Consider the following 18,121-nt stretch of genomic DNA (forward strand, 5'->3'; position numbering starts at 1 on the left):
GCGCGAGAAAAAATGTACAGTGACGGCGGGAAACTCCGCGTGATGCGCGGGTAGGGGGTTATCCCCCCTCTCTGTATTCCGCCCAGTTGATTGACTGAGGAAGATTGCGATTGCCAATCACTTGAGCCTTGTGTTTGAACCCGTCAGCGTAAAGCTTGTCAGACTTCCGCCGGTTGCACGTCCAATGTGCCAGTTGCAGATTGTCTATGCTTGACGGATGCCCACCCTTGCTGATTGGTACGATGTGATCAACAACTGGTGACATCGGATCAGGCGGCTTTAATGATTTGTCAATCGGCATACCACAAATCCCGCACGTATTCTGCGTCATCAACAAGCGCTTCTTGTTCTTCTCAAATGCTGTCCTATGTTGCCCTTGCCTGTCCGCTCTGACCATACTGACCACCTCCCATGGGGATTAAAAAAACATAGGGGGGATGCTGAAAACCGTATCGACCCCAAGACATAAAAAAAGCAAGGTAACAGGGGGACTGTTCCTTGCCTTCTTTTCAACGATACTATAATAGCATGGTTCAATGGTTACTATCAGTACACTGTTTGTATACTCTTTGTACACTGTTTGTATACTGTTGGTTACTACACCACGATGACTGACTGTACCCCCTGTACATACAGTTTAGTAACATAGCTGCGACTGTATCCGATGTCATCTGCGATGTATTCCAAGGATTGAGCGCTGATGAAATAACGGTCCAATACCAGTGCCTGCTTCTGATTATCCAATGCATCGATGCATCGTGTAATGTCTGTCCTGTCCTGACGTGCATACTTGAGAAGCGTATTGATTTTATCTTCCAACTCTTCCCTTTGAATAAGCTTGTCTGTCAGCGTTATTTTGACCGATGATTTAGGTTCACTGCTCATGGTCGGAGACTTGAGCACGATAAGATCACTGTCAATCTGTGCCAGTTTATCTTCCAGCCGCTGAATTTTTTCCATCTTCTTTCGATACTGAAAAAGATATGCTTTATTTGCCTTGAAGATATCTTCCAAGCAATATCACTCCATTCTAAATAGTTTTGAGCCTGATTATACCAGTTACCCTTAAAATCGCTTAGAAAGCCATTTTAGAGCGATTCAATCGTAAGCACGTCGTTAGCGTTGATATAAAGGTCAGGCCTTGTAGTATCGTTGAACACAGTCCAGATGCCGACAAACCCTTTTTTAATCTCAAAGTCACATGCTTCGACCTCCGAAACATCCTCTATAAGACCACGATTGTCCCATATCCTATATTTGATTCTGTATTCCATTTTTTTCCTCCTTGGCTTTTTTGTTAGGCTTCTACACTTACTTTTCTAACTTCTAACTCTGCTAACTGCTCAGCCTCTTCCCAATTCGTAGCTTTGACTAGCATATTAGTCCAGATGCCGTTAAGTTCAACGTAAACTAAATAATCCTTCACTTTCTCTTTCCTCTCCAAAACTTGTAATAAACCCAGCAACCCAAGCCAAGTAAGTTAGCAACAGTAAGAATTTTGCTACTAGTTGTTTAAATTTCATTTTATGAACACACTCCATCTTGTCTTGCTGCGTTTATCTCCTAAAATCGGTTGTTGTCCAAACACTTCAAATACTTCTTTAGTTTTAATCTGCTCTTCGTTCCATTTAAACAGCAGCACACCATTACCTTTAAGAACTCGTATACATTCTTCAAAACCCTGTTTTAAATCTTGTTTCCAAGTGTCTTTGTTAAGTTTACCGTATTTTTTGACTAGCCAAGAGTTTGCTCCGCCGTGAATCAAATGTGGTGGATCAAACACCACTAAGTCAAAACTACTATCAGAAAATGGTATCTTTCTAAAATCTCCTATTAAGTCAGGTCTAATTTCAACTTTTCGTTTTAGATGTCTATCTTTGTAGTAAAGAATTTCATTTCTGATATCCATGTAAGTTGTGTGTTTCTCTTGCTTATTAAACCAGAACATCCTCGAGCCACAGCAAACATCTAATATTTTCATTTCTTATTTACCTCCATCTTCGATCTCCTTCCGTTATCCCAGTAATGCCTTACATAATACCCACATTGCTGCAAACCATAGCAGTAACAACATTGTTACCAGACAACCTGCTTTATCCTTGGAATCCATATCCAACCAACTCCTCCTTAACAATTTTGACCGCATCATCTGCTGACCGTGCGATACCATGAATAATTCCGTATCGGTTCAACATTTTATGAAAGGTGATTTGTTCCGGCCTTGGTCTACCGCTTGCCGTCTTGACCTCAATGTAAAAAACTTTGCCGTCATCAATCCGGAATCCGTACAGGTCAGGATGGCCTTTTGGCAACCCCGTATCAAACCATCTTCCATCTTCAAGCCGGACTTTGCCGACGTTCGCTCGGAACACCCTGCACCCATTTTCCGACAGTGCTATTTGAATTTCATTCTGAATTTTATGTTCTGGACTCATTGAAAAAATATACTCCTTATCATTCATTTATGCGGTTATACACGCTTTTTTTGTATAAAGGTCACGCTTAGAAGCGTGACCCGATAAAATGAAAAAAAACTCTGTATTCTTACTCTCACAACGCTTTCGGCAATTGGTCACACGGTCACGCTTATTTTTAACTTTCCTATAGTAGCTCCCTTACTACTACCCCCCTATATATATATATTATTATTATATAGGGTAGTAGTGTGACCTTAAGCCCTCTAGCCCTACAGCCTCAAGGTTTTTGGGCGGTCACAGTCCCCAAAAAATACCGTGACCGGCTAAGGCCAAATAAGCGCTCTAGCCTTACTGCCACAAGGGATTCAGACGGTCACGGTTTTAAAACGAGGAAGCGTGACTATGCGTGACCATGTGCTACCTCAGATATCCTCGCTTGGACCTGCCATTGATTTTCTTGTACCCCTTCCTGAAGCCGAAACGATTAACCATGATGTTCGAAATGCGGTTAGACAATTTTCTGTCAGATGCCAAGCTTGTAATCGACAAGCCGAATTCAATGTCAGCCGAGCTGATAAAATTCTTGTCTTTCCAATTGTTCTCAACCAAATCTTCAATCTCATCTTCAAGATCATCGGTATGCATAAAGTTTTTGCGGTATTCAGCAACCATTTCATCTTGTTCTGCATTGAACGTGAATTTGAAGTCGGGTTTCTGACGATATTCGACCACCGCCTGCCCCCACAGCTGCATGACATAGTCTTCCGTTAAATCTTCGATTGGGTTCTTTTTCTGCTTGTCCTTGTTTACCAGAATTGGCAGGAAACGCCGTTCACCGGTTTTATCCTTCAGATAATACAAATCATTAGTTGTCCTGACCAACAGGAATTTCTTTTCATATCTGGAAGCAGAGTGTCCGTACGGTTCACGGTACTCAAACGTCTGCATCGTGACGAACCGTTTCAGTTCTTCAAAGCTGGCTTTTCTCGTGGCGGTCATTTCGTCGTCATTGACGATCAGCGCTTTTCTCATAACTGAAAAATCATCTTTGTCGGTAAACGTGTAGAACTGGTCGGTGTAATATCCCAACGGAGCGATGTTCTGCCAAAATGACGTTTTACCTGCGCCTTGTCCGCCGACCAGGTCAAGTACGAAATCAAATTTTACGGACGGATCAAAAATCTTAGCAACTCCCCCGTAAAAAAACATTTTCGTTGAAAGAATCACTTCTTCGCGTCTTTCAGCTCCTAAAAAATCGCAAAAGATGGTGGTCAGCCTGTCTTTGCCATCCCACTTTTCAGCAGCTTCTTCCATATACATTTTTAATGGATTGTATCCGTTGTTGTACGCCACCTGTTCAATTGCGGTTCTGATGCGCAACTGGTCAAAAAGCACGTGCTGATACTTTGCGCTGCTTTCGATATAACAGGCAATTGAATCGACGTACCCGTCACGCACAAAACCCTTGGCGATGTGCAGCTCGGGGCAATCTTTGACAACTTCGACGCACTCAGTGTACTCATTGTATTTAAACATCCCTTCAAGCAGCGGATCATTTTCCAAAATAACTTTGATGTTAAAAATCGAATTTCGCTTGATATGACCTTTTAAGTCGACCAGAAAAGGCGATTTGTTGACCTGGAGCCCTTTCAGCTTTTCCGCATCATCGCTTTTAATCAGTTTCAAGAACCTCCCTCCTCTCTTCGTCTTAATTCTGCCGTAATGATGCTTTGTACGGTTCGCTCAACCTCTGCTTCACTCAAAGAATGCTCAGTGTTTTCGTTTGCAAGCAAAGCAAGATTGTAAGCTATCTGAGGATCAACATTGCGTCTGAGCAAACCACCAACGAACACGGTTAACGCATTGTTGCGTCCTCCGGTTTCACCCAAACCCGTTATGATTTGCTCAAACAGTTGTGTAGTCTGAGTTTTGCCTCCGAAACTTCCCGTAAAGTTCACCTGAGGTGTAGCCGGTTTTGATTTTTCCTTGATTAGGTCAAGCAGCCCCCGGTCGGGTTCTCTCATGACGCCGGTTTTGCTGATCCATTGGTATGGCTTATCATCAACGACAGATGGTGCAACTACAACATAGTTGTTGACATGAGCCTTGATATCCACACCCGGTAGAAAAGCAATATTTTGTGCAATTTTCGTACCGGCCGGCTTCTTGAAAAAATACTGAAAACCGTTGTGCGCCGTGCGTTGTGCCAGCGTGTTCTTAAACCACTCCGGATGGCCTGTTTTTCTGATTTCCTCAACTCCGTCTGCCCCGTCAGCGTGACGGTCGATATCGACTACGAAAAATCTATCGGTTTTCAACGCAATGTTTGCATAAGGGTGCTTGTCCCAAAACTTTTTGATTTCATCTGTAGTCATAGCCGGCAGCCCGGCGAACTTCTTGAGCGGCTTTTTGCCAATCGTCGGTATCACGTAAAAACCACGTTCTGCATAACTCACGGCATAATTGACTAAATTATTCATTGACTTCACCTCCAACGGGCATCCCACCCATTCGGCAGTTATATGCTTACTGGCCTTCATTTTTTGTTAGAATGGCAAATCGCTGTCGTCAACATCGCTTGCAGCATTAGCAAACGGATCTTGTGGCGCTTTTGCTTGTTCTACTTTGATGTCTGATTCGACAAAATCATAGTTACGGTACGGGCTTGATGGGTCCTTTTTGTTTGGTGATTCCGTAATCTTCATTTGCATAACCTGTCCTTCATGCCCTGCGTTGAATTTGGCAACCACCCGCTCATAAATGCCGGTTTCATCTCCTGCCAAGTCATCAGGCGTCAGTTGTAATTCGCTCAGTGCGGCAATCTTGAAAAGCAGCTTGATGTTTTTCGATACAACGAAATCCGGCATCGGTGCCCCGTCTTTCTTCTTGTCAGCAAGGTTGACGTGCACAAATTCCTTGCGTCCTGCGTTTTCACCGGCAATCACTTGGAAACTGAAATTAATGCATTCGTATCCACTCGGAAACGACGCATGGTTGACCTTGTCAAGCATGACCTCATATGTACCCGGCTTGAGGTTGTCAAACCCGTCATTAGCACTGTCCGTCTTGGCATTCCAGCCACTCTTCATAATTCCATTAACTACGTCTTGTAAACTCATAATATTTTTTCCTCCTAGTTATTTATCCTGAAACATGCCTTCAACTGAACCTAACAGTTTCCGAACACGTTCGTTTTTAATGTCTTCTGCTTTGTAAACTTGGCGGTAATCCGTCACTGAACGTCTGTAGACGTTCTTCCCAAACTTTTCCGTGTGAATGACCAAATCGCAATTCCCATTCACAACGTTATAGTATTTGTTCTTGAGGCTCGGCACCTTTGACGTCGCACCCGTTTTTTCATCAACAAGTGCTAACTCACGGCTGATGTAGATAACATCTTGGTTCAACGCCTTCAAATCCATCACGAACTGTTGTAAAACAGCGTTGAATGCCGCATACCCCCGTCCGTAACCGATCTGGTCAAGTGACTGTACGTTGTGTTTGAGGCAGATTGCCTGTTCAATCATGACGCAAATATCGTCGATTACGTCAACAATTACCGTCTGAAACGTGCAGTTTGGTTGCTGAAGCGCTGTTACAATTTCATCTAACTGCTGAATGCAATTTGACTTTAAAGCCCCGTGCTCGTCACGCACATTTCTGATCTGAATGCTTGGGGCAGTGCCCTGTTCCGAATTTCCGTCAGTGTTAAGTACAAGCGGATGTGGGAAGAAACTAGTGAAATAGCTTTTCCCGCTCATTGTTGCGCCGTAAACAAAGAAGTTATGCGGCTCTTTTTTTGGTTGACATGGTTTGTCTTCCGGTAAAATACTCATTTAAAAAATCCTCCTTTATCGTCGTCCTGGCAAGCCTGGCAAATTATGATTCTTTGCATAGTGGTATGCCCAGCCTCTTTTCCAACCTTTGAGCATTGCATACTGCAGACACTCTTGATAGTTTTGCAAATCCCACAGGTCTTTATCCCCCAGGTTTTTTCTTATCTGCTGCTTCATATACTTCTCGGCGAATCTCCTCCTTTTTTGCTCGGCAGTATCGATTTCTTCAATCTCGCCTTCGGCAACGTGTATTTTTCGTTTAGGCGGTGGAATGACAGGATTATATCTGCAAAACGGGTCAAGGCACGTGTTGCCGTTTTCCCGAACAGCTTTCGTATTCCATACCGCCATGCATTCAGGGCACTGGCAAACAGTCGGGCCGTCAACGTTTTTTTGCCGTCTTGCTTTGGTGTGCATCATTTCTGCCCAGTCCCGTTCTTCCGAAGGCAACCCGTGACGTTCCCAATTACCGACCATATCGATAATTGTTGCGGTTTTTCCATTCCTTGGGTTTAGGCACCGCATCGCAAACTGAAGATACAATGCCAGTGACTGGGTAGGTCTTGCCATGATTACGCAATCTACATTTGGCAAATCGATGCCTTCGGTAAAAAGGTTGACGTTCGTCAGAATCTTGACCTTGCCATCTCGAAAATCATTGACTATTTTGTCTCTGACGTCGGGTGGTGTGGTGCCGTCGATTTCTTCAGCCGATATTCCTGCATCCTTGAACGCTTGTGCACACAGTTTGGCCGTTTCTACAGAGAACCAGTAAACCACCGCTTGTTTGCCGTCAACCCGTTTGCGGTATTCACTTACAACGGCTTGATAAATGCCTTTTTCGATAGCATCCGTCATTGATCCAACTGTAAAATCACCCGTTGACGATTTTTTGAGCTTGTCATCGTCAATTTTTTTACGGGCAAAGTAACGAAATGGAGCAAGAAAGCCAGTATCCATCAGCTCTTGTATCTGTTTGCCTTCGACCAAATCAGTTGCGATTTGATCGAGCTGCAGCCGCCCCATTCTGACGGGAGTTGCCGTAAATAATAACTTAACCGCGTTTGGGAATGCGTCTAACACTTTAACGTAAGTCTTTGCCAAGGCGTGATGTGCTTCGTCAACAAGGATTACGTCGGGTTTGGCTAATCGATTGATGTTTCTTGTAAACGTCTGAACCATTCCAATTTGACAGAATTCTGGTTTTACGCTCTGCTCGGCAAACGTCTTTTTCACCTGATCCACGATCTCTTTGCGGTGAACGATGAACAGAATCCTATTTCCCTTCGCCGTGGTCCGCCTTGCAATTTCTGCCATGATAACCGTTTTGCCGGTCCGCGGCGGAGATTGAACAACAATGCACTTGTTGCCCTTTCTTAAAGAGCGATAGACGCTGTCTAAGCACTCCTTCTGATAGCTGCGAAGTTTGAATGTCACTTAATCACGGTCTTTCGATTCGGCTCAGCGTGCGCTCCGGGAACTTCTTCGCCGGCTTTGAGCGCCTTATAAATTGTCGTCTTGTCCGGTGTGACGGTCGTTTTCGTGACCATGTACTTTTCCGGGATTACCGACGTGTCATCGACAACCACGCTTGCCTTGTAGTTGCGTGGCTTGAGTACGTGGTTTTCTGTCTTTAATTCTTTCAAGCCGGCTTGGTCCATGGCTTGTGTCATGTAGCTTTGCAGACTGTCATTGACTTTTTCGAGCCGCTTCTTCTCGTTCTGCAGTGACTTTACTTTTTCAGCATATGCGGTCGCATACGCCTTGTTTTTCTCAATCAAAGTTGCAATGTTATCGAGTGTTACTTCACGGTTTAGCTTAATTGATTCAAGAGTGTCAAAAAGCGTTTGTTCGTCAATTTCAGTTTCTTCATCATCAATCATTGCCACGATGGAATCAAAGTTTTGGTTCAGTTTAAAAAGATTCATTCTTATTTTCCTCCATGTGTTATAATTAAGGTGTTTTTATTGGTGGCTGCTCGAATTGAGCAGCTTTTTATTTACCAAGTTACTCTCACCTCCTCAATTTTCACTTCAATGGTAGGTAGGCACCCTAAGTCTTGGTTAAACGCCAGTAGCAGCATAGGCAAATAATCGTCTTCAACGTTGTATGTTTGCTTAGCAAGCACCTTTCCCTGGAAAGGCTTAGAAGACGAACCCGTTTTAAAAGTAATTAAGTCGCCTCTGTTGACTTGATGGCAGAATGTCGGCAAACGAACAAGCGTCTTGTCTTTATCGTTTCCTTCGCAATCCATGCCCTCGTAAGGATCGTACTCGACTACCGCCAACGTAATGTACTTTGTTTCCGGGCCTTCCAATGTGATTTTGTTGGCTTGAATTTCCAAACCGTTTTCTGTTGTTTTAATTTCGCTCATAATTTATCCCTCCACAATTACTTTGATCTCTGCGTCCAGTTTTTCCAAACCATCCATCAAACATGCTCTTTTGGCGGCGTTGTTCATGCTTTTTCTAAGCGACCAAACGTCCTGTACAGTGATATCTTCGACCGTGAATTCATTGAGCAAGCATTCACGTTTCTTGTTAAGCTTCCGCAATTTTAATTTTTTAATGATGTTCATTTATTGCACCTTCTTCAATATCCTTGATTGCCTTTTCCATATCTTCCGCATCGTTTTTATTGCGAGTACGGATATTATTATGAGCTTGTGTTTGTTTTTACAAACATTATTTTCATCTCCTTATCTTGGCAACTTGGCCCGCCAGTCAATCCGCTGACGGTTCTCTTCCATCCATTGTTTAGCCTTCAATATCAATTAGCCGTGTTTTTCCTAATATGTGGATCTAGCATCCTAATTCGGTATTGCTCTGATCGATATCTCAAGTATGCTTGCCAACGCTCTTCAATGATGTATGTCATCTTGCGACCGTCTTGGACTATCGCATCCCGATACTCTGGATTAGCAATACAATCTCGCTTACGCTCTGCAAATGCTGATTTTTCTAATCCGTAGTCTTTCATGATTTCCTGTGGTGTTTTCCACCCATTCGCCATCATGTCGCCCACCTCCTTAAAATTATTAAGCGGTCTCTTTCAGAAATTTATTGATAAAGTATTGCTGTCATTTGCTTAAATATTTGTTAATTTCATTTACACCAGCTTGGTAATATAACCACTGCGCTACTTCTTTATTGCTATACTGTGATTTGCTCATCGCCCAGCGCCCGAATTGATTTTCACCCGGTTGTTCAGCTTTCAAGTCGAGAATGTTTGCAATTCTACCAACTTTATTAGCAGTAATACCAAGTTCATCGCCGACTTCCTTTGCACTAAATTCTTTCTTCTGAATTTCTGGGATAAATTTTTCACCGGTCAGCTCAGTAGCAATATGAGCGAAAATTCTTTCACGAGCGCTATTTGAAGCCGTACCAGTTGCAACCTTGAAAAGTAAATTTGCTTTACGCGTTTTTGCATTTTCTTCCATAATCGTTAATCGTTTGTTGGCAACCAGTGCTTTGTTGTCCGCCTTGATTGCCTGCCGCATGTTGAAATAGTTGTCAACCAACTCATCGTAAATTTCCCAAGCCTTGTCATCTTCAAGGATTTTAAGCAGCTTAGCATATCCACGTTCAGATAATAGATAAATGTTGTTAGAAGCATTGATTTGGTTTTGAGTAAATCCGCTATCCATCAAATTGATAGCGAAATTATTTCCCTTTAAATCGATACATCAATACCATCTTTAAATCTTTTTCTATTCATATTGATTGCTTGATTGATTTGGCGAACTTCTTTTCCGTGGATTACCGCAATATCCTTAACCAACATCGCTTTCTTATCTTCACCGAAACCACCTTCGATTCCAGTGAATTCAAAAGCACCAACCTTTTCCTTACCTAAAACTTTCAGTTCGTTCATTTTCTGATACCTCCTTAGCTAATCTTGAAATCAGAAATAATTTTCAAAATAATCTGATTTCCTCTTGGGTTCTTTTTTCGCCCTGACAGATAGTCAGCTAAATCTTGCTTAGCCACACCGTACATCACAGCTAGACTACTGATTGATATATCGTTGTCAGATAGATACTTGATAATTTTTTCTCGTCCGTTCAGTGTTTCGGGCATTTTTGTTCACATCCTTTCTTTATCCGTCCCGCCCTCCCGTAAGTCAAAATGATAGAAATTTACATAGAATATTTTTGTACAAAAATATTGACTAATAACCCACAATAATGTACTATTAAAGCGTAGTTAATAAGCACGACAAAACTATCACTTAATATATTCTTGGCGGAATAATCGTGTTTTTATCGTTGCTTTTTTCTATCAATCTCACTTACAAGAATGAGTATAACCCATAATAATGTGATAGTCAACAAAATTATCCAATTATTTTATACTTTTTCTTGCAAACGCTTATGGAAAGGACGTTAGTTGCTATTATGACAATACTTGAACGTATCCAAGAGCTTGCACAGAAAAAAGATAAGAACTTAAAAGAAGTATCTTTAGAACTTGGTTTTAGTAAAAATTATTTATACTCTCTAAAAAAGCAAGCTCCTTCATCAGATAAACTTTCAAAACTTGCCGACTATTTTGGGGTATCTACAGACTATCTTTTAGGCAGAACAGACGATAAGGCTTCGCTGTCTCCAAAAGAAATCGAAGATATTGGTCAGATGGCCGACAGGATGATAAACGGTCTCGAGTCTGAAAACAGTGTAAATTTTTATGGGGAGCCGATGAGCGATGAGGACAAGGCTAGCTTAAAGACTGCCTTGTTAGTGGCATTAGAGATGAATAAAAAGAGAAGTAAGCAAAAGGATTGATGCTGCTTGGATATTAAAAAGAAGTCAATTACTTGGTTGACAGTTGTGGAACTACTGACCCTGCTAATCTGATTAAAGAAACAGGTGCGTGCATAGTTGATACTATAGATTTGCCAGACAGCACTTTAGGAATGACTGTTAGCAGCTATGGACAAACTACCATGCTTATCAGTCCTAAACTGGAATACCCCAAAAAAGATTTTGTCTTGGCGCATGAGCTTGGACATATTATACTCCACTCGGGAGAATCTACGACGTTCTTCAGACGATTGGAATCCAGTACGCAGGTGTCTAAAATTGAGGCTGAGGCTAACGAGTTCGCATTGGCTTTATTGCTGAAAAAAGTTGATGTCAGTCCTGACTTTAACGCACTGGATTTTGTTAGATCTTATCAACTGTCAGATTGCATGGTAAACTTTATAAAACCGTAAGGAGGTAAAAATATGGGATTTTTTGATAGTTTTAAAGCTGACGTTGCGAAAATGCAAAAAGCAGCTAAGAAGAAGACAAAAGAATTATACGTGGAATAATTAAAGGTTATTTAGAAAGTTAATTGCACATACATTAAAACCGGTAGCAATCTTAACTTCCAATAAACAAAATAAAAACTAAGGATTTATTATTAACTAGGAGGATTTTTTATGATTACTTTTTTATCAATATTATTTTTTGTAGGGATGCTAATTTTTATAGTTGGTCTAGGTTGGCTAATTTTTTCTTTAATTAAAAAATCTAAGAATTTTAAAGTACCCGCTATACTCATGACTATCGGTGCAGTATGTGCAATATCTACATTTTTCATTCCTTTTAACGATACTAATACTTCATCGACATCCCAAGATAGTTCTACCGTCTCCGATGAGGAGGATTATGAAGAGGAAGATGAGGAGGAAGATAGTGACGCTATAGACAACTCATCTTCAAGTTCTAGTTCATCATCGTCAGCAGAGTCTTCATCCTCTATTGATTACACTGCAGAACTAAAAGCTGCGGTCACTTCTACAATGACTAAAGACTCCTATCAAAATATTGAAGATGGAGTCTTAGAAGCTGCTAAGGTCGATGATGTTAACGACAATAGCAGCGAAACTCCATATGCGCTTAAACGGTTCGACTCACGCACTAAGAACCTCCAACGTTTACAGAAGCAGAATAATAAAATTTTAAAAGAAGAGAAAGCTAACTTAGATAGTGAGCATTACTCACAGTTATCAAACTACACGAAGTCCGTCAATAATTATCTTGAAACACTTTATGACTATGCTATTGAATACCAAACTGATGTACCTTCACTAAACAACCCTAATACTACATCTGACACTGCAGAAACGCTACGTGCGTCGTTGCAAGAAAAGAAAGATGCTTTTGATCAAGCAAAGCAAACTTGGATACAATCTTATGATTCCATCGTTAACCAATAGGAGATATAATTATGTGGATCGAGAACAGAGAGGTTCTAGTCAATGGAAAACTTGAAAAGCGATACTGCTTTGTCGAGCGTTACAAATCAACTTTGACTGGGAAATATCGCAAGGTTTCTGTAACGTATGGAAAGAAAACACCGCAAGTAGTAAAAGCAGCTACACAAGAATTAGAGCGCAAGATCAATAAGGCATTAGCTGAAGAAAGTGAATTTGTTCAAACCGCAACACTTTCGCAAGTGTCAACTGCCTTTTTAGAGCAGTATCAAAAGCGGGTCCAACCTAGCACTTATAAAAATGGTGCATTGTTTATCAAAAAATTTGTCGATGATTTTGGTCATGACACTATCATAAGCAATATTTCACAACGAAGTCTAAATCGTTACTTCAACGACATGTTATATAACAACGAACGAGATCTGACAAATGGAACTGTTCGAGCTATAAAAAATAAAGTGTCTGTCTTGTTTGATTTTGCTGTAACATATGGATATTTAAAAGATAATAATATCAAAAAGGTCAAGATCGAATGGAAAAATGAAAATGCTCGTAAAAGAAATCAAATAGAAAATAAGTATTTGACGCAAGATGAGTATAGAAAGATAATTGACGATTGTTTGATAAATGGTGCAGATCACTATGCTGATGTCTTCAAGCTGCAATACTTGACTGGCATGCGCTTTGGCGAGGCGTCTGGCTTACGTGTTCAAGACGTGATCAAAGAAAACGGTAAAACTTATCTTGATATTAACCATTCACTTGTTTTCTTGAGTTCTCCATCACGTTACTATCTATCAGATTCTACTAAGACTTTTGCAGGGATGCGTAAAATAATCTTATCCCCTGAAGCTACAAAGATCGTTGAAAGACATATGTGTAACAAAGATCTAGATGCATTACTGTTTGCTTATAATCCATCAGCGCCCCATTTTGCTGATCAAAAGCCACTCAACATCAACAACGCAAATACTATGCTAAAGCGCATAATTGAACGTCAGAAAATAGATAAAGATGTTACTACACACTATTTCAGACATACACATGTTTCGGTACTTGCTGATATGGATGTTCCTTTACGTGTGATCAAAGATCGCATTGGGCATGCTGACACAAACATCACAGAAAAAATCTATATGCACGTGACTAAAAAGGCACGTCAAGACTTTGAAGCTAAGATAGCTCAAATTGATAATTTTCTGTGATAAAAAAGCGATACCTGTTACAGTATCGCTCAAAATTTTTGCCCATTTGTTGCCCATTTGAAAAATAGACATCCCATTTATTAAATTTACCTAATCTTCAAAAACGTTGATATATCAGAAATCATCGAACAAATTAAGCTGATTGGAATTCGACAATCCGTCCAAAACATGGTTTTCTGTCATAAAATCAATCAATGTTGCCGACACTTTGCCGCGTTCACTTAAATCCTGTTTAGAAATAAACGGCTTTTCGGCACGAGCTGCCACAATCTGCTTAGCAACATTATCGCCTAGGCCTGGAATAGCGGAAAATGGTGCCAACAAAGCATCCCCGTCAATCAGCCAATCTGAAGCATCGGAACGCTCTAAATCAACCATTTTAAACTTAAAGCCGCGTTCCAACATTTCATTGGCCAATTCCAACACTGTCAAGAGATTCTTTTCCTTAGTGGAAGCATCATTGCCTTTACTATTGATTTCTTGCATTCTAGCTTTGACTGATTTTTTGCCATTGGCCATCGCTACTAAATCAAAATCATCTGCTCTAACAGAGAAATAGGCTGAATAATAAATCAAAGGATAATACACTTTGAAGTAGGCAATCCGTAAAGCCATCAGCACATAAGCTGCGGCGTGAGCCTTCGGGAACATATATTTAATCTTCAAACAAGCACCAATATACCATTCCGGTACATTAGCTTCCCGCATTTTAGCCTGCCATTCATCAGGAATTCCCCGGCCCTTACGCACATGTTCCATAATCTTAAAGGCCAAATCACTTTCGACACCCATATGAATTAAATCCATCATAATATCATCACGACAGCCGATAACTTGCGGCATGGTAACTGTCCCATTTTGAATTAATTCTTCAGCATTGCCTAACCAAACATCTGTCCCGTGTGACAGACCGGAAATTTTCAGCAATTCCGCAAAAGTCTTGGGTTTCGTTTCTTCCAGCATACCGCGGACAAATCTGGTACCAAATTCAGGTACCCCTAAAGTCCCCGTTTTAGATTGAATCTGCTCTTCAGTAACACCTAAAATATCGGTCCCGGAAAAAAGCGCCATCACACCTGGGTCATCAGTTGGAATACTCTTAGGTTCAATGCCTGACAAGTCTTGCAGCATTCTGATCATCGTTGGATCATCATGACCAAGGCAATCAAGTTTTAAGATATTATCGTGGATTGAGTGGAAATCAAAGTGCGTGGTCCGCCAAGCTGCGGTCATATCATCAGCCGGATATTGAATTGGTGTAAAATCATAAATATCCATATAATCCGGCACAACCAAAATTCCGGCCGGGTGCTGGCCTGTGGTCCGTTTAACCCCGGTAGCACCTTTGGCTAAACGATCAACTTCAGCCGACCGCAAAGTCAAATCATGCTCCCGCTCATAGGCTTTCACATAGCCATAAGCCGTCTTATCAGCTACTGTACCGATGGTTCCGGCCCTAAACACATTATTTTCCCCAAATAAAACTTTAGTGTAATTATGCGCCACCGGCTGGTAATCGCCTGAAAAGTTCAAATCGATATCAGGCACTTTATTCCCCTTAAAACCTAAGAAAGTTTCGAAAGGAATTTCTTGGCCGTCTTTAACTAAAGGTGTTTGACATTCAGGACAATTCTTATCCGGCAAATCATAACCGCTGCCGTATTCGCCTTTAGTGAAAAATTCCGACCATTTGCACTTAGGACACCGGTAGTGGGGAGGCAGTGGGTTGACCTCGGTAATTCCTGTCATCGTCGCCACCAAGCTGGACCCAACCGATCCACGGGAACCAACCAAGTAACCGTCTTTGTTTGACTTGTACACTAATTTTTGTGAAATCAGGTAAATAACCGAAAAGCCGTTACCGATGATTGACTTTAATTCTTTATCTAACCGTTCCTGCACCAATTTAGGCAAAGGATTGCCATACAATTCATGGGCTTTATTCATGGTCAAATTGCGGATATCATCCTCAGCCCCAGGCATTTTAGGCGTATAAAGCTTATCTTTAACCGGCGTAATTTCATCACACATATCCGCCACTTGGTTAGGATCATCAACAACCACTTTTTGAGCTAATTTTGGCCCTAAGAAGGCAAAATCATTGAGCATTTCATCAGTCGTTCTAAAATGCGCATCAGGTAAATTCTTTAACTTATTTAATGGATTGGCCCCGCTTTGCGAGCTAATCAAAATTTTGCGATAAATTGCATCTTCAGGATTCATAAAGTGCACATCACCACTGGCAACCACAGGAATATCTAATTCTTGGCCTAATTTAATCATCTTTTGGATGATATCTTCTAATTCACTATCATCCTTGACTAATTCCCGTTCAAATAATGGTTCATATAAGGCTTTAGGCTGAATTTCCAAATAGTCATAATATTTGGCTTTAGCTTTAGCAGCTTCGTAACCCTTTTGCATCATCGCCGTGAAAACTTCCCCACTGGCACACGCCGAACCCACTAGTAAACCTTCGCGATACTCATCCAGTACCGACCGTGGAACCCGCGCTACCCGATAAAAGTGGTTGACCATTGAATCTGAAACCAGTTTAAACAAATTTTTCAATCCAGCTTGCGTTTTAGCCAGCACGACAGCATGAAACGGGTGCTGCTGTTTATAGGTTTCAAGTTGCACAGCATGCAAGTTGAAATCATCATGGTATAAAATATTAAACTGCTCCCGTGCATCCTTTAACATCTTAAAAAAGATATACCCCGTGGCTTCCGCATCATAAATAGCCCGGTGGTGGTGTTCTAATTCAACTTTGAGTCTTTTAGCCAACGTATCCAAGGTAAAACGTTTCATGTCAGGATATAAAATCCGCCCTAAAGGCAGGGTATCCAGCCATGGTTCACTAATTTCTGGCATATTATGCCTACGATAGCCGGTGTTCATAAAGTCCACGTCAAAAGTAGCATTGTGTCCAACGATAATGCAATCTTTGCAAAAATCACGGAACATTTGGAACACTTCAGCTTCACTTTTGGAGCCTTTAACCATTTCATCGGTAATGTGGGTTAAATTAATGGTCGTTTGCGATAAGGGATGGCCTGGGTCGATAAATTCTTCAAATTCAGCAATTTTTTCACCATCCCGCATCTTAACAGCTGCCAGTTCGATGACTTTATTATATTCAGCAGAAAGGCCCGTCGTTTCGGTATCAAAAATAACATATGTAGCATGTTTTAATTCCAAATGCTGTTCATTGTAGGCAATCGGCTGGCTATCTTCAACCATGTTGACCTCTACACCATAAATAATTTTGACACCATTTTTTTGACCTGCCGCATGAGCTTCCGGAAAGGCCTGCAGTGTACTGTGATCGGTAATAGCCAGAGCTTTTTGCCCCCATTTGGCTGCTTGTTTGACATAATCAGAAATTGAATTGGTTGCATCCATCATACTCATATTAGAATGCAGGTGCAGTTCAACCCGCTTCGTTTCAGCGGTATCTTGGCGGCCTTCATGCTTAATTTCATTGATATCATAAGCATTAATGGTTAAATCGCGCATATAAGAATCTTCTTGCACGCTTCCTCTTGCCTTAACCCATGTACCATCCTTAAATGCTTCAAAAACAGCAGCTTCTTCATCATTTTTGGAAAATTTTTTCACAACAAAAGATGAAGAATAATCAGTCACCTTGAGTGTCAGTAACTTGCGGCCTGACCGCAACTCACGAACTTCATGGTCAAAAACATAGCCTTGAACCACTACCGATCGTTCTTCTTCCAAGATATCTTTCATCTGGGTCACCGGTGCATCCGGAGAAATTTTCTTGCCAATCATAAGCGGTCCGTCACTGACGGTACCAAAAGTATCATGCTGTTCTTTTTGGGTATTTTTTTGTTTGATTGCCTCCAGGGCTTTTTTGGCCAATTCTACATCATTTTTGGCTTTTAACTTTTGAATTTCAGCCAGCTTGTCTTGCGCTTTTTGCTGGTCAACATAAGTTTTAAAGGTAAATTTAGGAAAGCCTGCCCGTATATAACCAGCTGTTAAAAGGTCCAACATTTTATTTTCCAAAAAATTTTTGACAACTTCGCTATTTAATAAAAGCGTAACCTGCCCATTTTGCAGCTGTGGCACTGTATCTTGCAGCATTTTCTGCAACATATTGACCTTGCCGGGATCATCAGCATTTTCTACCACGTAATCCCAATAATCACGTAATTTGACATCGGTCATACGGGGGTTAGTGGTTTGAATAATCAGCTTCGTTTGACAAATAGGCTGAAAGGCGTGTTTCACTTGCATATTGAGTCTATTAAATGAAGCATAGGGCAAAATATCATTCAATTTCAGATAAAAGTCCCAACGCTTGGATTGTGTATGGACAGCGACCTTTTCAATCTCAGCGTCTTCAAATAACCCTGATTCATCAGCTTCGGCTTGCCACTTAATTTGTTCAAGCAGCTTTTGAAACATAGCTTTTTTATCAAGTCCCACTGTA

21 protein-coding genes and 1 pseudogene are annotated in these 18,121 nt (G+C 41.2%); 4 read left to right on the plus strand and 18 right to left on the minus strand.

Annotation, left to right across the window (positions count from 1 at the left end; translation table 11 throughout):
* Positions 1-58: 58 nt before the first annotated feature.
* The 17 genes and pseudogenes from BMX26_RS01195 to BMX26_RS01270 all read right to left on the minus strand — a co-directional run bounded on the left by BMX26_RS01195 (position 59) and on the right by BMX26_RS01270 (position 10,335).
* Positions 59-397, minus strand: coding sequence for an HNH endonuclease (locus BMX26_RS01195; protein WP_075529654.1), 339 nt, complete (start codon positions 395-397; stop codon positions 59-61).
* A 200-nt stretch (positions 398-597) separates the two neighbouring features.
* Positions 598-1,014, minus strand: a complete 417-nt coding sequence (locus BMX26_RS01200; protein ID WP_075529655.1) for a hypothetical protein — start codon at positions 1,012-1,014, stop codon at positions 598-600.
* Positions 1,015-1,088: 74 nt separating this feature from the next.
* Positions 1,089-1,274, minus strand: a complete 186-nt coding sequence (locus BMX26_RS01205) for a hypothetical protein (RefSeq protein WP_075529656.1) — start codon at positions 1,272-1,274, stop codon at positions 1,089-1,091.
* A 23-nt stretch (positions 1,275-1,297) separates the two neighbouring features.
* Positions 1,298-1,426, minus strand: coding sequence for a hypothetical protein (locus BMX26_RS09860; RefSeq protein ID WP_412771384.1), 129 nt, complete (start codon positions 1,424-1,426; stop codon positions 1,298-1,300).
* 93 nt (positions 1,427-1,519) lie between these two features.
* Entirely contained in the window at positions 1,520-1,981 is a 462-nt protein-coding gene (locus BMX26_RS01210) for a class I SAM-dependent methyltransferase (RefSeq protein WP_075529657.1), read from the minus strand.
* Between the two features lie 112 nt (positions 1,982-2,093).
* Positions 2,094-2,435 carry a VRR-NUC domain-containing protein gene (locus tag BMX26_RS01215; RefSeq protein ID WP_075529658.1) on the minus strand — a complete coding sequence of 114 codons (342 nt, stop codon included), beginning with the start codon at positions 2,433-2,435 and terminating at the stop codon, positions 2,094-2,096.
* A gap of 399 nt (positions 2,436-2,834) precedes the next feature.
* Positions 2,835-4,103 carry a virulence-associated E family protein gene (locus BMX26_RS01220; RefSeq protein WP_082272431.1) on the minus strand — a complete coding sequence of 423 codons (1,269 nt, stop codon included), beginning with the start codon at positions 4,101-4,103 and terminating at the stop codon, positions 2,835-2,837.
* Positions 4,100-4,897: a bifunctional DNA primase/polymerase gene (locus BMX26_RS01225; protein WP_075529659.1), complete on the minus strand. Its 798-nt coding sequence runs from the start codon at positions 4,895-4,897 to the stop codon at positions 4,100-4,102. The genes BMX26_RS01220 and BMX26_RS01225 overlap by 4 nt, the downstream gene beginning before the upstream one ends.
* Before the next feature lie 66 nt (positions 4,898-4,963).
* Positions 4,964-5,536, minus strand: coding sequence for a hypothetical protein (locus BMX26_RS01230; RefSeq protein ID WP_075529660.1), 573 nt, complete (start codon positions 5,534-5,536; stop codon positions 4,964-4,966).
* 18 nt (positions 5,537-5,554) lie between these two features.
* Positions 5,555-6,253 carry an AAA family ATPase gene (locus BMX26_RS01235; protein ID WP_075529661.1) on the minus strand — a complete coding sequence of 233 codons (699 nt, stop codon included), beginning with the start codon at positions 6,251-6,253 and terminating at the stop codon, positions 5,555-5,557.
* Positions 6,254-6,268: 15 nt separating this feature from the next.
* Positions 6,269-7,690, minus strand: a complete 1,422-nt coding sequence (locus tag BMX26_RS01240; protein ID WP_075529662.1) for a DEAD/DEAH box helicase — start codon at positions 7,688-7,690, stop codon at positions 6,269-6,271.
* Positions 7,687-8,181 carry a siphovirus Gp157 family protein gene (locus tag BMX26_RS01245; protein WP_075529663.1) on the minus strand — a complete coding sequence of 165 codons (495 nt, stop codon included), beginning with the start codon at positions 8,179-8,181 and terminating at the stop codon, positions 7,687-7,689. The genes BMX26_RS01240 and BMX26_RS01245 overlap by 4 nt, the downstream gene beginning before the upstream one ends.
* Before the next feature lie 71 nt (positions 8,182-8,252).
* Positions 8,253-8,627: a hypothetical protein gene (locus tag BMX26_RS01250; protein ID WP_075529664.1), complete on the minus strand. Its 375-nt coding sequence runs from the start codon at positions 8,625-8,627 to the stop codon at positions 8,253-8,255.
* Positions 8,628-8,630: 3 nt separating this feature from the next.
* Positions 8,631-8,831 carry a hypothetical protein gene (locus BMX26_RS01255; RefSeq protein WP_075529665.1) on the minus strand — a complete coding sequence of 67 codons (201 nt, stop codon included), beginning with the start codon at positions 8,829-8,831 and terminating at the stop codon, positions 8,631-8,633.
* 191 nt (positions 8,832-9,022) lie between these two features.
* Entirely contained in the window at positions 9,023-9,268 is a 246-nt protein-coding gene (locus BMX26_RS01260) for a hypothetical protein (protein ID WP_075529666.1), read from the minus strand.
* 64 nt (positions 9,269-9,332) lie between these two features.
* Positions 9,333-10,129, minus strand: a pseudogene (locus tag BMX26_RS01265) (ORF6N domain-containing protein).
* 14 nt (positions 10,130-10,143) lie between these two features.
* Positions 10,144-10,335, minus strand: coding sequence for a transcriptional regulator (locus BMX26_RS01270; RefSeq protein WP_075529667.1), 192 nt, complete (start codon positions 10,333-10,335; stop codon positions 10,144-10,146).
* Between the two features lie 317 nt (positions 10,336-10,652).
* On the opposite strand from BMX26_RS01270, the gene BMX26_RS01275 reads away from it, so the two are divergent.
* The 4 genes from BMX26_RS01275 (at position 10,653) to BMX26_RS01290 (ending at position 13,662) form a co-directional block, all read left to right on the plus strand.
* A complete protein-coding gene (locus tag BMX26_RS01275; protein ID WP_075529668.1) occupies positions 10,653-11,039 on the plus strand; it encodes a helix-turn-helix domain-containing protein in 387 nt (128 codons plus the stop codon).
* Between the two features lie 32 nt (positions 11,040-11,071).
* Positions 11,072-11,470 carry an ImmA/IrrE family metallo-endopeptidase gene (locus tag BMX26_RS01280; protein ID WP_075529669.1) on the plus strand — a complete coding sequence of 133 codons (399 nt, stop codon included), beginning with the start codon at positions 11,072-11,074 and terminating at the stop codon, positions 11,468-11,470.
* Between the two features lie 210 nt (positions 11,471-11,680).
* Positions 11,681-12,460, plus strand: a complete 780-nt coding sequence (locus BMX26_RS01285; RefSeq protein WP_075529670.1) for a hypothetical protein — start codon at positions 11,681-11,683, stop codon at positions 12,458-12,460.
* Between the two features lie 11 nt (positions 12,461-12,471).
* Positions 12,472-13,662, plus strand: a complete 1,191-nt coding sequence (locus BMX26_RS01290) for a tyrosine-type recombinase/integrase (protein ID WP_075529671.1) — start codon at positions 12,472-12,474, stop codon at positions 13,660-13,662.
* A 114-nt stretch (positions 13,663-13,776) separates the two neighbouring features.
* Here the strand turns inward: BMX26_RS01290 and BMX26_RS01295 are convergent, their stop codons facing one another.
* Positions 13,777-18,117, minus strand: a complete 4,341-nt coding sequence (locus BMX26_RS01295) for a PolC-type DNA polymerase III (protein WP_075529672.1) — start codon at positions 18,115-18,117, stop codon at positions 13,777-13,779.
* Positions 18,118-18,121: the final 4 nt, after the last annotated feature.

Origin of the sequence: Ligilactobacillus sp. WC1T17, from assembly GCA_900110005.1 — a bacterium.
GTDB classification, from domain to species: Bacteria; Bacillota; Bacilli; order Lactobacillales; family Lactobacillaceae; genus Ligilactobacillus; species Ligilactobacillus ruminis_A.

Excerpts from the sequence above, each read along its gene's own strand:
- BMX26_RS01195 (WP_075529654.1), bottom strand. The coding sequence starts at position 397 with ATGGTCAGAGCGGACAGGCAAGGGCAACATAGGACAGCATTTGAGAAG.
- BMX26_RS01205 (WP_075529656.1), bottom strand. The coding sequence starts at position 1,274 with ATGGAATACAGAATCAAATATAGGATATGGGACAATCGTGGTCTTATA.
- BMX26_RS01210 (WP_075529657.1), bottom strand. The coding sequence starts at position 1,981 with ATGAAAATATTAGATGTTTGCTGTGGCTCGAGGATGTTCTGGTTTAAT.
- BMX26_RS01215 (WP_075529658.1), bottom strand. The coding sequence starts at position 2,435 with ATGAGTCCAGAACATAAAATTCAGAATGAAATTCAAATAGCACTGTCG.
- BMX26_RS01225 (WP_075529659.1), bottom strand. The coding sequence starts at position 4,897 with ATGAATAATTTAGTCAATTATGCCGTGAGTTATGCAGAACGTGGTTTT.
- BMX26_RS01230 (WP_075529660.1), bottom strand. The coding sequence starts at position 5,536 with ATGAGTTTACAAGACGTAGTTAATGGAATTATGAAGAGTGGCTGGAAT.
- BMX26_RS01235 (WP_075529661.1), bottom strand. The coding sequence starts at position 6,253 with ATGAGTATTTTACCGGAAGACAAACCATGTCAACCAAAAAAAGAGCCG.
- BMX26_RS01245 (WP_075529663.1), bottom strand. The coding sequence starts at position 8,181 with ATGAATCTTTTTAAACTGAACCAAAACTTTGATTCCATCGTGGCAATG.
- BMX26_RS01250 (WP_075529664.1), bottom strand. The coding sequence starts at position 8,627 with ATGAGCGAAATTAAAACAACAGAAAACGGTTTGGAAATTCAAGCCAAC.
- BMX26_RS01255 (WP_075529665.1), bottom strand. The coding sequence starts at position 8,831 with ATGAACATCATTAAAAAATTAAAATTGCGGAAGCTTAACAAGAAACGT.
- BMX26_RS01260 (WP_075529666.1), bottom strand. The coding sequence starts at position 9,268 with ATGATGGCGAATGGGTGGAAAACACCACAGGAAATCATGAAAGACTAC.
- BMX26_RS01270 (WP_075529667.1), bottom strand. The coding sequence starts at position 10,335 with ATGCCCGAAACACTGAACGGACGAGAAAAAATTATCAAGTATCTATCT.
- BMX26_RS01275 (WP_075529668.1), top strand. The coding sequence starts at position 10,653 with ATGACAATACTTGAACGTATCCAAGAGCTTGCACAGAAAAAAGATAAG.
- BMX26_RS01285 (WP_075529670.1), top strand. The coding sequence starts at position 11,681 with ATGATTACTTTTTTATCAATATTATTTTTTGTAGGGATGCTAATTTTT.
- BMX26_RS01290 (WP_075529671.1), top strand. The coding sequence starts at position 12,472 with ATGTGGATCGAGAACAGAGAGGTTCTAGTCAATGGAAAACTTGAAAAG.